Origin of the sequence: Variovorax sp. M-6 (genome assembly GCF_052114385.1) — a bacterium.
GTDB lineage: Bacteria > Pseudomonadota > Gammaproteobacteria > Burkholderiales > Burkholderiaceae_C > Variovorax.
The window spans coordinates 1-14,431 of the sequence record NZ_JBFREQ010000002.1; the positions used below are offsets into that span (position 1 = coordinate 1).

16 protein-coding genes are annotated in these 14,431 nt (G+C 65.9%); 12 read left to right on the forward strand and 4 right to left on the reverse strand.

Annotation, left to right across the window (positions count from 1 at the left end; all coding sequences use genetic code 11):
• Positions 1 to 166 precede the first annotated feature (166 nt).
• The 4 genes from lipA to AB4Z46_RS02435 all read right to left on the reverse strand — a co-directional run bounded on the left by lipA (position 167) and on the right by AB4Z46_RS02435 (position 3,104).
• On the reverse strand, positions 167 to 1,147 hold the full coding sequence (lipA, locus tag AB4Z46_RS02420) for a lipoyl synthase (RefSeq protein WP_442281887.1): 981 nt from the start codon (positions 1,145 to 1,147) through the stop codon (positions 167 to 169).
• 84 nt (positions 1,148 to 1,231) lie between these two features.
• A complete protein-coding gene (gene lipB / locus AB4Z46_RS02425; RefSeq protein WP_442282239.1) occupies positions 1,232 to 1,912 on the reverse strand; it encodes a lipoyl(octanoyl) transferase LipB in 681 nt (226 codons plus the stop codon).
• Positions 1,909 to 2,202, reverse strand: a complete 294-nt coding sequence (locus AB4Z46_RS02430) for a YbeD family protein (RefSeq protein WP_442281888.1) — start codon at positions 2,200 to 2,202, stop codon at positions 1,909 to 1,911. Before AB4Z46_RS02430 ends, lipB begins: the two co-directional genes overlap by 4 nt.
• Positions 2,199 to 3,104 carry a D-amino acid aminotransferase gene (locus tag AB4Z46_RS02435; RefSeq protein WP_442281889.1) on the reverse strand — a complete coding sequence of 302 codons (906 nt, stop codon included), beginning with the start codon at positions 3,102 to 3,104 and terminating at the stop codon, positions 2,199 to 2,201. Before AB4Z46_RS02435 ends, AB4Z46_RS02430 begins: the two co-directional genes overlap by 4 nt.
• Positions 3,105 to 3,279: 175 nt before the next feature.
• Here AB4Z46_RS02435 and AB4Z46_RS02440 point away from each other — a divergent pair, with 175 nt between their 5' ends.
• From AB4Z46_RS02440 to AB4Z46_RS02495, 12 genes are all read left to right on the forward strand, one after another.
• A complete protein-coding gene (locus tag AB4Z46_RS02440) occupies positions 3,280 to 3,768 on the forward strand; it encodes an ATP synthase subunit I (protein ID WP_442281890.1) in 489 nt (162 codons plus the stop codon).
• Positions 3,769 to 3,780: 12 nt separating this feature from the next.
• Positions 3,781 to 4,650 carry a F0F1 ATP synthase subunit A gene (gene atpB, locus AB4Z46_RS02445; protein ID WP_442281891.1) on the forward strand — a complete coding sequence of 290 codons (870 nt, stop codon included), beginning with the start codon at positions 3,781 to 3,783 and terminating at the stop codon, positions 4,648 to 4,650.
• Between the two features lie 54 nt (positions 4,651 to 4,704).
• Positions 4,705 to 4,968 carry a F0F1 ATP synthase subunit C gene (gene atpE / locus AB4Z46_RS02450; protein WP_019657641.1) on the forward strand — a complete coding sequence of 88 codons (264 nt, stop codon included), beginning with the start codon at positions 4,705 to 4,707 and terminating at the stop codon, positions 4,966 to 4,968.
• 80 nt (positions 4,969 to 5,048) lie between these two features.
• The gene (locus tag AB4Z46_RS02455; RefSeq protein WP_442281892.1) at positions 5,049 to 5,519 is read left to right on the forward strand and encodes a F0F1 ATP synthase subunit B; all 471 of its coding nucleotides are present in this window, start codon (positions 5,049 to 5,051) and stop codon (positions 5,517 to 5,519) included.
• A gap of 7 nt (positions 5,520 to 5,526) precedes the next feature.
• Positions 5,527 to 6,057 carry a F0F1 ATP synthase subunit delta gene (locus AB4Z46_RS02460; protein ID WP_442281893.1) on the forward strand — a complete coding sequence of 177 codons (531 nt, stop codon included), beginning with the start codon at positions 5,527 to 5,529 and terminating at the stop codon, positions 6,055 to 6,057.
• Between the two features lie 37 nt (positions 6,058 to 6,094).
• A complete protein-coding gene (atpA, locus tag AB4Z46_RS02465) occupies positions 6,095 to 7,648 on the forward strand; it encodes a F0F1 ATP synthase subunit alpha (protein WP_442281894.1) in 1,554 nt (517 codons plus the stop codon).
• A 24-nt stretch (positions 7,649 to 7,672) separates the two neighbouring features.
• Positions 7,673 to 8,548, forward strand: coding sequence for a F0F1 ATP synthase subunit gamma (atpG, locus tag AB4Z46_RS02470; RefSeq protein ID WP_442281895.1), 876 nt, complete (start codon positions 7,673 to 7,675; stop codon positions 8,546 to 8,548).
• A gap of 43 nt (positions 8,549 to 8,591) precedes the next feature.
• Entirely contained in the window at positions 8,592 to 10,007 is a 1,416-nt protein-coding gene (gene atpD / locus AB4Z46_RS02475; protein ID WP_442281896.1) for a F0F1 ATP synthase subunit beta, read from the forward strand.
• Between the two features lie 9 nt (positions 10,008 to 10,016).
• Positions 10,017 to 10,436, forward strand: a complete 420-nt coding sequence (locus AB4Z46_RS02480; RefSeq protein ID WP_442281897.1) for a F0F1 ATP synthase subunit epsilon — start codon at positions 10,017 to 10,019, stop codon at positions 10,434 to 10,436.
• Between the two features lie 223 nt (positions 10,437 to 10,659).
• On the forward strand, positions 10,660 to 11,829 hold the full coding sequence (locus AB4Z46_RS02485) for an ROK family protein (RefSeq protein ID WP_442282240.1): 1,170 nt from the start codon (positions 10,660 to 10,662) through the stop codon (positions 11,827 to 11,829).
• Between the two features lie 58 nt (positions 11,830 to 11,887).
• Entirely contained in the window at positions 11,888 to 13,390 is a 1,503-nt protein-coding gene (locus AB4Z46_RS02490) for a sugar ABC transporter ATP-binding protein (RefSeq protein ID WP_442281898.1), read from the forward strand.
• Positions 13,359 to 14,384 carry an ABC transporter permease gene (locus tag AB4Z46_RS02495; protein ID WP_442281899.1) on the forward strand — a complete coding sequence of 342 codons (1,026 nt, stop codon included), beginning with the start codon at positions 13,359 to 13,361 and terminating at the stop codon, positions 14,382 to 14,384. Before AB4Z46_RS02490 ends, AB4Z46_RS02495 begins: the two co-directional genes overlap by 32 nt.
• The last annotated feature ends 47 nt before the right edge of the window (positions 14,385 to 14,431 follow it).

The window sequence follows — 14,431 nt, forward strand, 5'->3', positions numbered from 1 at the left end:
GCCGGGCAACCCGAAGGGAAGGCCGGGCAACCCGAAGGGAAGGCATGCCAAGACGTGCCACTCCGCGTTGCACTCCTTGCATGTGCCAACGCACATGCGGCGTCGCGCGCCTTGATTGGCCCGTCTTGGCATGCCTTCGCGACCCTGGAAATAGGGTGAACACGCCCTAGACGCCTGCGGCGTGCGCCTGCTGGTCGGCGTGGTAACTGCTGCGCACCATCGCGCCGACGGCGGCATGGCTGAAGCCCATCTTGTAAGCCTCTTCCTCGAACATCTTGAAGGTGTCCGGGTGCACATAGCGGCGCACCGGCAGGTGGCTGTTGCTGGGCGAGAGGTACTGGCCGATGGTCAGCATGTCGATGTCGTGCGCGCGCATGTCGCGCATGACCTGCAGGATCTCCTCGTCGGTCTCGCCGAGGCCGACCATGATGCCGCTCTTGGTCGGAACCTGAGGGTGCAGCGCCTTGAACTTCTTCAGCAGGTTGAGGCTGAACTGGTAGTCGCTGCCCGGTCGCGCTTCCTTGTAGAGGCGCGGCGCGGTTTCCAGGTTGTGGTTCATCACGTCGGGCGGCGCGGCCTTGAGGATCTCGAGCGCGCGGTCGTCGCGGCCGCGGAAGTCGGGCACCAGGATCTCGATCTGCGTCTTCGGGGAGAGCTCGCGGATGTTGCGGATGCAGTCGACGAAATGCTGGCTGCCGCCGTCGCGCAGGTCGTCGCGGTCGACGCTGGTGATCACCACGTACTTGAGGCGCAGCCGGGCGATGGTCTTCGCGAGGTTGAGCGGCTCGTCGGTGTCGAGCGGGTCGGGCCGGCCGTGGCCGACGTCGCAGAAGGGGCAGCGCCGCGTGCACTTGTCGCCCATGATCATGAAGGTGGCGGTGCCGTTGCCGAAGCACTCGCCGATGTTGGGGCACGAGGCTTCCTCGCAGACCGTGTGCAGGTTGCTCTCGCGCAGGATCTGCTTGATCTCGTAGAAGCGGGTGGTCGGCGAGCCGGCCTTGACGCGGATCCACTCGGGCTTCTTGAGCACCTCGCCCTGCACCACCTTGACGGGGATGCGCGACAGCTTGGCCGCGGCCTTCTGCTTGGCGAGGGGGTTGTAGCTTTCGGGTCCTTGGGCGTCGCGGACAACGTCGAGTGTGCTCATTGAATAACCTCCGTGCTGCGCACCGTGGCGCGAGCTTGCTTGGGGTGGCCCTGCGCTGTGCTCATGGCTTCTCTTTGACGGGGCTCAGGGCGCGAGGTAGATGCCGAGCTTGTGGCCCAGCACCTGCGCGGCTTCGTCCCAGGTTGTTTGAACGCCGATTGTAGAAAGATCGACGGTTTGCAGCCCCGCGTAGCCGCAAGGGTTGATGCGCGTGAAGGGTTCCAGGTCCATCGCCACGTTGAGCGCGACGCCGTGGTAGGTGCAGTGGCCGCTGACCTTGATGCCGAGCGCGGCGATCTTGCCGAGGCCGCGGAAGGGGTCCGCGGGGTGCTGGGGCCCGGTCAGCGCGGCATGCGAGAACGGATCGTCCAGCCGCACGTAGATGCCGGGCGCACCGGCGACGCGGTGGCCCGTGACCTCGAAATGGGCCAGCGTGCGGATCACGGCTTCCTCGATCCGGTAGACGTATTCCTTCACGTAGTAGCCGGCCCGCTTCAGATCGATCAGGGGGTAGGCCACCACCTGGCCGGGGCCGTGGTAGGTGACCTGGCCGCCGCGGTCGGTCTGGATCACCGGGATCTCGCCGGGGTTCAGCACATGGTCGGCCTTGCCCGCCAGGCCCTGGGTATAGACCGGTGGATGCTCGCAGAGCCAGAGCTGGTCGGGGTTCTCGGGCGTGCGTTCGCGCGTCGCCTGCCGCATCGCCGCGTAGGTCGGGGCGTAGTCGACGCGGCCGAGCAGCCGCGTCTCGAGCGCAGCGGTCAGAGCACCACCTTCACCATCGGGTGGCTCGACAGCGCCCGGTAGAGGTCGTCGAGCTGCTCGCGGCTGGTGGCGGTCACGGTGATCGTCACGCCGAGGTAGTTGCCGGCCTTGCTGTTGCGCAGCTCGATGGTCGTGGCGTCGAACTGCGGATCGAACTGCTCGGCGATCTGCGTCACGGCGTGCACGAAGCCGTCTGCCTTCGCGCCCATGACCTTGATCGGGAACTGCGAGGGGTATTCGATCAACGATTCCTTGCGGGCGTCGAGCGGGGCGTCGGGTGCGGTGGTCATGCGGGGACTCCTTGGTCTTGGGGGCTGCGGGCCTTGGCCTGCTGATAGCCGGCGTAGAGCGCCTGGTAGATCGGGCCGGGGCTGCCGGCGCCGATGCTGCGGCCGTCGAGCGTCACCACCGGCAGTACTTCCTTGCTGGCCGAGGACAGCAGCAGTTCGTCGGCGCCGAAGACCTCGTCGCGGGCGATGCGGCGCAGCGTGAAGGGAATGCCGGCGTCGGCGCAGAGGCGCTCGATCAGGCCGTAGCGGATGCCCGCCAGCACCAGCTGGTCCCGGGGCGGGCCGCTGACCACGCCGTCCTTCACGACCCAGACATTGCTGGACGAGGCCTCGCTGAGCCCCTCGTCGCGGAACATGATGGTTTCGGCGGCACCGGCCTCGACGCTGATCTGGCGCGCCAGAACCGCGCCGAGCAGGCTGGTGGCCTTGATGTGCGCCTTCTGCCAGCGGAAGTCGGGCGCGCTCACGCAGGCGACGCCCTTGGCGCGCACCGCATCGGCGACCGGCTTCATGGGGTTCACCATCATGAACACCGTCGGCACCAGGCCCTGCGGCATCGCATGGTCGCGCGGCGCCACGCCCCGCGTGACCTGGATATAGATGCCCTGCATGCCCGCGCGCTGCGCCGGTGCCGCGGCGTCGACCAGCCGCATCGCGATGGCCCGCCATTGCGCCGGCGAGTGCGGATTGCGGATCTGGAGCTCGGCCAGCGAGCGCTCGAGCCGCGCCATGTGCTCGTCGAAGCAGAAGGGCTGGCCGCCGTAGGTGGGCACGACCTCGTAGACGCCGTCGCCGAAGATGAAGCCGCGATCGAGTACGCTGACCTTGGCGTCGCGCAGCGGCGTGTAGCTGCCGTCGAGGTAGCAGAGGGCGTCGGGGAGGGCGTCGGCGATCGGGTGCATGAGAGGAATTATGGTGGGGGCGCTCGGGACTTTCCCAAGCGGCTTGCGGATCCCTCGGCGCGCGCCAAGGGAACTTTTCCTCCTCCGCCGTACGGGCTGGCGGAATGCCATGGGTTTTTACTTATAATCAATGGCTTTGTAGAAATTCTGGGTCGTCATCCGGGCTTCATTCGAAATGAAAACAATCGCCCGCAATGCATCGAGGGAGGTCCCCGAGGACATCACCGACCCGGAAGACGACTTCAAGCCGCTGACCGCCGAGGAGGCCCAGCGGCTGCGCGACAGGAAGCCGTTGATCTCGCCGTGGCGCGTGATCGCGATTCAGGTCGTGGCGGGCTTGCTGGTGGCGTTGGCCGCCTGGGGTCTGACCGGGAGGCAAAATCTGGGATGGTCCGCCGGATACGGCGCGCTGGCAGTGGTCATTCCCGCTGCGGTGTTCGCACGAGGGCTGACCGGGCGCTTTGCGTCCCTGAATCCGGGCACTGCGGTGTTCGGGTTCTTTTTGTGGGAAATGGTCAAGATGGCCTTGACGGTGGCGATGCTGATCGCCGCGCCAAGGCTGATTACGGCGCTGAGCTGGCCGGCGATGCTGGTGGGCTTGGTGGTGACAATGAAGGCGGCTTGGGTGGCGGTGATGCTGGCCCCCAAGCGCCTGAAACTTTGAGACGAGTAACGGATGGCTGCTGAAAACGCTGCGGAACACGGAATGACCGCTGGTGAATACATCGTTCACCATTTGACGCATCTGCAAAGCTCCAAGCCTGCAGGTGTGGCCGATCTCACCGTCTTCAACTACGACTCGCTCTTTTTCTCGATCCTGCTCGGCGTCGTCGGCTGCTGGATCCTCTGGCTGGCCGCCCGCAAGGCCACCTCGGGCGTCCCGGGGCGCTTCCAGGCTGCGGTCGAGATCCTGGTCGAGGTCGTCGACCAGCAAGCCAAGGGCATCGTCCACAACGCGCAGAGCCGCAAGTACGTCGCCCCGCTGGCGCTGACGATCTTCGTGTGGATCTTCATGCTCAACGCGATGGACTTGTTCCCGGTCGATCTGTTCCCGGCCATCTGGGCGAAGATCTTCGGCATCGCTGGCGGCGACCCGCACCACGCCTACATGCGTGTCGTGCCGACCGCCGACCTCTCGGTGGCCATGGGTCTGTCGGTGTCGGTGCTGCTGATCTGCCTGTACTACAACATCAAGATCAAGGGCCTCGGCGGCTGGGTCCACGAGCTCTTCACGGCGCCTTTCGGCAACCACTGGGCGCTGTACCCCTTCAACTTCGCCATGCAGATGATCGAGTTCGTCGCCAAGACGGTCTCGCACGGCATGCGGTTGTTCGGCAACATGTATGCCGGCGAACTGATCTTCCTGCTGATCGCCCTGATGGGCGGCGCCTGGACGCTGTCCGCCACCGGCATCTTCCTGGCGCTCGGCCACATCATCGCAGGCACGGCCTGGGCCATCTTCCACATCCTGATCATCACGCTGCAAGCCTTCGTGTTCATGATGCTGACGCTGGTCTACATCGGCCAGGCGCACGATCACCACTGATCATCTGCTTTCGTTTTTTCTTTTCTCTTCAACCAAAGTCCTCTAGGAGTCATCATGGAAGTTATCAGCTTTGTCGCACTGGCCGCCGGCCTGATCATCGGTCTGGGCGCTGTCGGCGCATGTATCGGCATCGGCATCATGGGCAGCAAGTACCTCGAGTCGGCTGCACGTCAACCCGAGCTGATGGGCGAACTGCAAACCAAGATGTTCCTGCTGGCTGGTCTGATCGACGCCGCGTTCATCATCGGTACCGGTATCGCGCTGTGGTTCGCAACGGCCAACCCGTTCCTCTCGCAAATCGCCAACCTGCCGAAGTAATCGGGTCCAGGCTTTCTCGTCGAACCCATGTCGTTCCGCGCTGAATGGCCTCGGATTCATTCCCAAAGAGAGGGTGAAAAGTGAGCATTACCGGTACCCTGATCGTCCAGATGATCGTGTTCCTGATTCTTGTCGGGTTCACGATGAAGTTTGTGTGGCCGCCGATCGCCAAGGCGCTGGACGATCGTGCCCAGAAGATCGCCGATGGCCTCGCAGCCGCCGACCGCGCCAAGAGCGAACTGTCCGCCGCCAACAAGCGCGTGGAAGTCGAACTCGGCCAGGCGCGCAACGAGTCCGCCCAGCGTCTTGCCGATGCCGAACGTCGTGCGCAGGCCATCGTTGAAGAGGCCAAGGGCCGCGCCACGGAAGAAGGCAACAAGATCGTTGCGGCCGCCCGCGTCGAAGCCGAGCAGCAAGCCGTGAAGGCGCGCGAGGCCCTGCGCGAGCAAGTCGCCGCGCTGGCCGTCAAGGGCGCCGAGCAGATCCTGCGCAAGGAAGTGAATCCGGCCGTCCACGCCGATTTGCTGGCCCGCCTGCAGACCGAACTCTGATCACGCCATGGCCGAACTCGCCACCATCGCACGTCCCTACGCCGAAGCGCTGTTCCAGGCGTCCTCGTCGGACCTGGGCGCCACCGGCGCCTGGCTCGACGACGTCGCGGCCATCGCCGGCAACCCCGATCTGCTTCAGTTCGCGGACAATCCCAAGGCCACGCCCGAGCAGGTGCTCGGTGTTGTCGCCAGCGTGCACGGTTCGCCGCTGCCGCCTCACGCGAACAACTTCCTGATGGCACTGCTCGAGAACGGCCGCTTCACCGCGCTGCCCGAGATCGCCAAGCAGTTCCGCACGCTGGCGAACGCGCAGACCGGCTCGTCGGATGCCGTGGTGTACAGCGCCTTCCCGATCGACGGCGCCGCCCTGGCCAACATCTCCGCCGCGCTCGAAAAGCGCTTCGGCCGCAAGTTGCAGTTCACGGTCCAGCAGGACCCGTCGCTCATCGGCGGCATTCGTGTGGTCGTCGGTGACGAAGTGCTCGACACCTCCGTCAAAGCGCGCCTTGAACAAATGAAAGTTGCGCTGGCAGCCTGAGGCCGTCAGCCCCTTACAAAGAAAGAAGGAAAGAGTCATGCAACTCAATCCCGCAGAAATTTCCGAACTGATCAAGAGCCGCATCGAGGGTCTCGGCGTCAGCGCGAACATTCGCAACGAAGGCACCGTGGTGTCGGTGACCGACGGCATCGTGCGCGTGCACGGCCTGTCGGACGCGATGCAGGGCGAAATGCTCGAGTTCCCGCCGTCGGCTGACGGCACGCCGTCGTTCGGCCTGGCGCTGAACCTCGAGCGCGACTCGGTCGGCGCCGTGATCCTGGGCGAGTACGAGCACATCTCCGAAGGCGACACCGTCAAGTGCACGGGCCGCATCCTGGAAGTGCCGGTGGGTCCCGAACTCATCGGCCGCGTGGTGAATGCACTGGGCCAGCCGATCGACGGCAAGGGTCCGATCAACGCCAAGATGACCGACGTGATCGAGAAGGTCGCTCCGGGCGTGATCGCCCGCAAGTCGGTCGACCAGCCGATGCAGACCGGCCTCAAGTCGATCGACTCGATGGTGCCGATCGGCCGCGGCCAGCGCGAGCTGATCATCGGCGACCGCCAGACCGGCAAGACGGCCGTGGCGATCGACGCGATCATCAACCAGAAGGGTCAGAACATGACCTGCGTCTACGTCGCGATCGGCCAGAAGGCTTCGTCGATCAAGAACGTGGTGCGTGCTCTGGAACAAGCCGGCGCGATGGAATACACCATCGTGGTCGCCGCCTCCGCTTCGGAATCGGCCGCCATGCAGTACGTCAGCGCCTACTCGGGCTGCACCATGGGCGAGTACTTCCGCGACCGCGGCCAGGACGCGCTGATCGTCTATGACGACCTGTCCAAGCAAGCCGTGGCCTATCGCCAGGTTTCGCTGCTGCTGCGCCGCCCGCCAGGCCGCGAAGCCTACCCCGGCGACGTGTTCTATCTCCACAGCCGCCTGCTCGAGCGCGCAGCCCGCGTCAACGCCGACTACGTCGAAGCCTTCACCAAGGGTGAAGTCAAGGGCAAGACCGGTTCGCTGACCGCACTGCCGATCATCGAAACGCAAGCCGGCGACGTGTCGGCCTTCGTTCCGACCAACGTGATCTCGATCACCGACGGCCAGATCTTCCTGGAAACCAGCCTGTTCAACGCCGGCATCCGCCCCGCCATCAACGCCGGTATCTCGGTGTCGCGCGTGGGTTCGTCGGCACAGACGAAGATCATCAAGGGCCAGTCGGGCGGTATCCGTACCGACCTGGCGCAGTACCGTGAACTGGCTGCGTTCGCGCAGTTCGCCTCCGACCTCGACGAAGCGACCCGCAAGCAACTCGACCGCGGCGCCCGCGTGACCGAACTGCTCAAGCAGTCGCAGTACAGCCCGCTGCCCATCTCGCTGATGGGTGCGACGCTGTTCGCGGTCAACAAGGGCTTCATGGACGACATCGAAATCAAGAAGATCCTGGCTTTCGAACACGGGCTGCACCAGTTCCTGAAGTCCAGCCATGGCGCGCTGCTCGACAAGATCGAACAGTCCAAGGCGCTCGACAAGGACGCCGAAGCCGAACTGAACACGGCGGTCGCCGCGTTCAAGAAGTCGTTCGCCTGATCGACGACCAAGGAAGGAACGCTCATGGCAGCTGGTAAGGAAATCCGCGGCAAGATCAAATCGGTGGAGAACACCAAGAAGATCACCAAGGCCATGGAAATGGTCTCGGTTTCCAAGATGCGCAAGGCGCAGGAACGCATGCGCGCCGCCCGCCCCTACAGCGAGAAGATCCGCAACATCGCGGCCAACCTCGGCCAGGCGAACCCGGAGTACACGCACGCCTTCATGAAGACGAGCGACGCCAAGGCGGTCGGCTTCATCGTCGTCACCAGCGACAAGGGCTTGTGCGGTGGCTTGAACACCAACCTGCTGCGCGCGGTGACGGCCAAGTTGCGCGAGGCGCAGAGCGCCGGCAACGCGATCGAGTCGGTGGCCATCGGCAACAAGGGCCTGGGGTTCCTGAACCGCATCGGCGCCCGCGTCGTCGCGCACGTCACGCAGCTGGGCGACACGCCGCACCTCGACAAGCTCATCGGGCCGGTCAAGACGCTGCTCGACGCTTACGCCGAAGGCAAGATCTCGGCCGTGTACCTCTGCTACACCAAGTTCATCAACACCATCAAGCAAGAGCCGCTGGTGGAACAGTTGCTGCCCTTGGCCGCGGAGACGCTTCGCACCGAGTCGGGCCATCACTCGTGGGACTACATCTACGAGCCCGATGCGCAGAGCGTGATCGACGAACTGCTGGTGCGCTATGTCGAATCGCTGGTGTACCAGGCGGTGGCCGAGAACATGGCCTCCGAGCACTCGGCACGGATGGTGGCCATGAAGGCGGCGACCGACAACGCGGGCAATGTGATCGACGAGCTCAAGCTGGTCTACAACAAGACCCGCCAGGCCGGCATCACCAAAGAGCTGTCGGAAATCGTCTCGGGCGCCGCGGCGGCCGCGGGCGTCTGAGCCCCTCGGCCCTCAACAGATTTAAATTTTTATCGGAGCAGACATGGCTCAAGCAGAAGCAGTTCAAGGCAAGATCGTTCAATGTATCGGCGCCGTGGTCGACGTGGAATTCCCGCGCGACAAGATGCCGAAGATCTACGACGCCCTCAAGTTCGAAGGCAGCGCGCTGACCCTCGAAGTGCAGCAGCAGCTCGGCGACGGCGTGGTCCGCACGATTGCGCTGGGTTCTTCCGACGGCCTGCGCCGCGGCCTGATCGTGACCAACACGCAAGCTCCGATCACCGTGCCCGTGGGCAAGGCCACGCTGGGCCGGATCATGGACGTGCTCGGTTCGCCGATCGACGAACGCGGCCCGGTCGACCAGGCGCTGACCGCCTCGATCCACCGCAAGGCACCCGCGTACGACGAACTCTCGCCCTCGCAGGACCTGCTGGAAACCGGCATCAAGGTGATCGACCTGGTCTGCCCGTTCGCCAAGGGCGGCAAGGTGGGCCTGTTCGGCGGCGCCGGCGTCGGCAAGACCGTGAACATGATGGAGCTCATCAACAACATCGCCAAGGCGCACTCGGGCCTGTCCGTGTTCGCCGGCGTCGGTGAGCGCACCCGCGAAGGCAACGACTTCTATCACGAGATGGCCGACTCCGGCGTCGTGAACCTCGAGAAGCTCGAGGACTCGAAGGTGGCCATGGTCTACGGCCAGATGAACGAGCCCCCGGGCAACCGTCTGCGCGTGGCGCTGACCGGCCTGACGATCGCCGAGTCGTTCCGCGACGAAGGCCGCGACGTGCTGTTCTTCGTGGACAACATCTACCGCTACACGCTGGCCGGTACCGAAGTGTCGGCACTGCTGGGCCGGATGCCTTCCGCCGTGGGCTACCAGCCCACGCTGGCCGAGGAAATGGGCCGCCTGCAAGAGCGGATCACCTCGACCAAGGTCGGCTCGATCACCTCGATCCAGGCCGTGTACGTCCCGGCCGACGACTTGACCGACCCGTCGCCCGCCACCACCTTCGCCCACTTGGACTCCACCGTGGTGCTGTCGCGCGACATCGCTTCGCTCGGTATCTACCCGGCCGTGGACCCGCTGGACTCGACCTCGCGCCAGCTCGACCCGCTGGTGGTCGGCGAAGAGCACTACAACGTGGCCCGCGCCGTGCAGGGCACGCTGCAGCGCTACAAGGAACTGCGCGACATCATCGCCATTCTGGGCATGGACGAACTGGCGCCCGAAGACAAGCTGGCCGTGGCCCGCGCCCGGAAGATCCAGCGCTTCCTGTCGCAGCCTTTCCACGTGGCTGAAGTGTTCACCGGCTCGCCCGGCAAGTACGTGCCGCTGGCCGAGACCATCCGCGGCTTCAAGATGATCGTGAACGGCGAAGCCGACCACCTGCCGGAACAAGCGTTCTACATGGTCGGCGGCATCGACGAAGCGTTCGAAAAGGCCAAGAAGGTCGCTTAAGGAATCCCCATGGCAGGCACCATTCACGTCGACGTGGTCAGCGCCGAGGAGTCGATCTTCTCCGGCGAGGCCAAGTTCGTCGCGCTCCCCGGCGAAGCCGGCGAGCTCGGCATCTACCCGCGCCACACGCCGCTGATCACGCGCATCCGCCCCGGCGCGGTGCGCATCGAAACGGCCGACGGCGGCGAGGAATTCGTCTTCGTGGCCGGTGGCATTCTCGAAGTGCAACCCACCACCGTGACCGTGCTGTCCGACACCGCGATCCGCGGCAAGGACCTCGATGACGAGAAGGCCAACGTCGCCAAGGCTGCGGCCGAGGAAGCGCTGAAGAACGCCAAGACCGACATCGACATCGCGATGGCCCAGTCGGAACTGGCTGTGATGGCCGCCCAGCTGGCGGCCCTGCGCAAGTACCGCCAAAAGAAGTAAAGCGCGCCTGCGCGCTGATGCTGCAAAGGCCGCCTTCGGGCGGCTTTTGCGTTTGGGGAAGCTTGGAGCCCTATCTTTGGCCTTCATTTGGCCGAAGTTAAGACTTGTTCGGCTGAAGCGCCGCCTCTAGTATTCGCTTCGACTCGCTCCACCGGGCGAAACGGCGAAGAACGAATACGGAGACACGCACTTGGCCCCCTGGAGCCGATTGACCGCAGACGAGATGCTCCTGCTGGAGACCACCTTCTGGTCGGCCGGCGGGTCGCGCCATGGCATGGCCGAGCAGCTCGGTTTCTCCAAGAGCAAGGCCAATTCATTGATCGCCGGCCTGGTCGAGCAGGGCCTGCTTGCCGAGGCGGGCCTGCAGCGATCGTCCGGCGGGCGCCGGCCCGAGAATCTCCGGCTGCATGCCGGCCTCGGCGTCGTGGTGGGCGTCGACATCGGCGCCACCAGCCTCGACGTCGCGGTGCTCGGACTCGACCTCCAGGTGCTCGCGCATCACGCGGAAGCGGCCGACGTGCGCGAAGGCCCGGGCGTGGTGCTGGCGCGCGTGCGCGTGCTGGTGCGCGAGCTGCTTGCACGGCTGGGCTTTGAGGCGAGGCAGGTGTTGGGCATCGGCATCGGGGTGCCGGGCCCGGTCAATTTCGAGATCGGGCAGCTGGTGAACCCGCCGCTGATGCCGGCCTGGGACAGCTTCTCGATCCGGGACTACCTGCGCGAGGACTATGCGGCGCCGGTGTTCGTCGACAACGATGTCAACCTGATGGCGCTCGGCGAGCTCTGGCGGCTGAAGCGTTCGCTATCCAACTTCCTGGTCATCAAGGTCGGCACCGGCATCGGCTGCGGCATCGTCTGTCACGGCGAGGTGTACCGTGGCGCCGCCGGATCGGCGGGCGACGTCGGCCACATCTGCGTCGACCAGGAGGGCCCGCGCTGCCACTGCGGCAACCTGGGCTGCGTCGAGGCGATGGCGGCCGGTCCGGCGATCACGCGGATGGCGGTGGAGGCCGCCGAAGCCGGCGAGAGCGCCGCTCTGGCCGAGTGCCTGCGGATGCAGGGCCGCATCGAGGCGGTCGACGTCGGGCAGGCCAGCCGCGCCGGCGATGCCGCCGCCAATGCCATCGTGCAGCGCGCCGGCAGCCTGATCGGACAAATGCTCGCGTCGATCGTGAACTTCTTCAATCCGTCGCACGTCTTCATCGGCGGCGGCATCACGCGCATCGGGCCGCTGTTCCTCGCCGCCGTGCGGCAGAGCGTCTACCAGCGCTCGCTGGCGCTGTCGACGCGGCACCTGGAGATCCAGTACACGCCTCTGGGCGCGCAGGCCGGGCTGATCGGCGCCGGCGTGCTCGCGATGCAGGAGACGCTGAAGGCGCGCGGGGTGGCGCCATGAGCGCCGCCCGGCCGCCCGAAGGCGCTCGCACCGCAGTGCGAAGCACGGAGGTTCTGCTGTGAAGAGATCCGTCGCGGTCGAGTTCGACCAGGTGGTGAAGGCCTTCGGCCCGGTGGAGGTGCTGCACGGCGTGAGCTTCTCGCTCGAGCCGGGCCGCGTCTACGGCCTGCTGGGCGAGAACGGCGCCGGCAAGTCCACGCTGATGAAGATCCTCGCCGGCTACGAGCCGCTGACCGGCGGCACGCTCAAGGTCAACGGCGAGCCGCAGCGGTTCGCCAGTTCGCGCGATGCCGAGGCGCTGGGCATCGTGCTGATCCACCAGGAGTTCAACCTCGCCGAGGACCTCACGGTGGCGCAGAACATCTTCCTCGGCCACGAGAAGAAGAGGGGCTGGCTGCTCGACGACGTCGCGATGGCGCGCGACGCGGCCAGCGCGTTGGCGGAGGTCGGGCTCGACATCGACCCGGGCACCAAGGTGCGGCGCCTGATCGTGGCCGAGAAGCAGTTGGTCGAGATCGCCAAGGCCATTTCGCGCCATGCGCGGCTCCTGATCATGGACGAGCCGACCGCCACGCTCACGCCCGGCGAGACCGAGCGTCTGTTCAAACTGATCGCGCAGTTGCGCGCGGACGGCGTGACCATCGTCTACATCTCGCACAAGCTCGACGAGGTCGAGCAGGTGACCGACGAGGTGATCGTGATGCGCGACGGGCGCTTCGTGGCCCGTTCGCTCACCTCCGAGGTCACGCGCCACCAGATGGCGAACCTGATGGTCGGGCGCGAACTCGCGGACCTCTATCCGCCGCGCGATGCGGTCGTCACGGCGACGGCGCCGGCCATGAAGGTGCGGGATTTCATCGTGCCCGGTTGGGCGCAGAACGCGAGCTTCGAGGTGCGTCCGGGCGAGATCCTCGGCTTCGCCGGGCTCGTCGGCGCCGGCCGCACGGAACTCTTCGAAGGCCTGCTCGGGCTGCGCCCCGCGAGCGGCACGGTCGAGATCGAAGGCCAGGCGCGCAGCTTCCGCAACCCGCGCGACGCGGCGAAACACGGCCTGACCTACCTGAGCGAGGACCGCAAGGGCAAGGGCCTGCACGTGAACCTCGGTCTGCGCCAGAACCTCACGCTGATGGCGCTCGAGCGCTATGCGCAACCGTGGCTGAAGCCCGACGCCGAGCGCGCTGCGCTGGCCGAGGCGGTGAAGGACTACGGCATTCGCACCGGCGACCTCGATGCGCGCGCCTCGTCGCTGTCGGGCGGCAACCAGCAGAAGCTGGCGCTGGCCAAGGTGCTCCAGCCGCAACCGAAAGTGGTGGTGCTCGACGAGCCCACGCGAGGCGTCGACGTCGGCGCCAAGCGCGACATCTATTTCCTGATCCAGCGACTGGCCCGCCAGGGGCTGGCCGTGATCGTCGTCTCTTCCGAGCTGATGGAGCTGATCGGCCTGTGCCACCGCGTTGCGGTGATGCGCGCGGGCCGCATCGTGGCCACGCTCGATGCGGAGCACTTGACCGAGGAAGATCTCATCGCCCATGCCACCGGAACCGCCCATGTCCACGCCTGAGACCCCCGCAGCAACCCACCGTGGCGAATCGAAGTCCAGCTGGACCGAGCGCCTGCACGGCTTCGGCCCGGTCATCGGCCTGGTGCTGCTGTGCATCGCGGGCACCTTGCTCAACGGCGACTTCGCCACGCTCGACAACGCGATGAACGTGCTCACCCGCACCGCCTTCATCGGCATCATCGCGGTCGGCATGTGCTTCGTGATCATTTCGGGCGGCATCGACCTCTCGGTCGGCTCGATGGCGGCGCTGATCGCGGGCTGCGTGATCATGTCCATCAATGCGATGGGCCCGGCGCTCGGTTCGCCGCTGCTGGCGGTGGTGCTGGGCGCCGTGCTCGCTGTGGTTCTGGGCGCCGTGTTCGGCCTGGCGCACGGCCTGCTGATCACCAAGGGCCGGATCGAGCCCTTCATCGTGACGCTCGGCACGCTCGGCATCTTCCGCGCCTTCCTGACCTACTTCGCCGACGGCGGCGCGCTGACGCTCGACAACGATCTGTCGGACCTCTATGCACCGGTGTACTACGCGAGCCTCGCGGGCATCCCGGTGCCGGTGTGGGTGTTCCTCATCGTGGCGGTGATCGGTGGCCTGATCCTCAACCGCACCGCCTATGGCCGCTACGTGCAGGCGATCGGCTCCAACGAGCAGGTGGCGCGCTATGCCGCGGTCGGCGTCGACCACGTGAAGATCATGACCTACGTGCTGCTCGGCGTCTGCGTCGGCATCGCGACGCTGCTCTACGTGCCGCGGCTGGGATCGGCCTCTCCGACCACCGGCCTGCTGTGGGAGCTGGAGGCGATCGCGGCCGTGATCGTCGGCGGCACCGCGCTCAAGGGCGGCGCGGGCAGCATCACCGGCACCGTGATCGGCGCGATCCTGCTCTCGGTCATCAGCAACATCCTGAACCTCACCAGCATCATCAGCGTGTACCTCAACGCCGCCGTGCAGGGCATCGTGATCATCGTCGTGGCGTTTCTTCAGCGCGGCCGGCGCTAGGCCGCCAACGTTTCTCGTTCGTTCAAGTTCATTCACCACAGGAGACA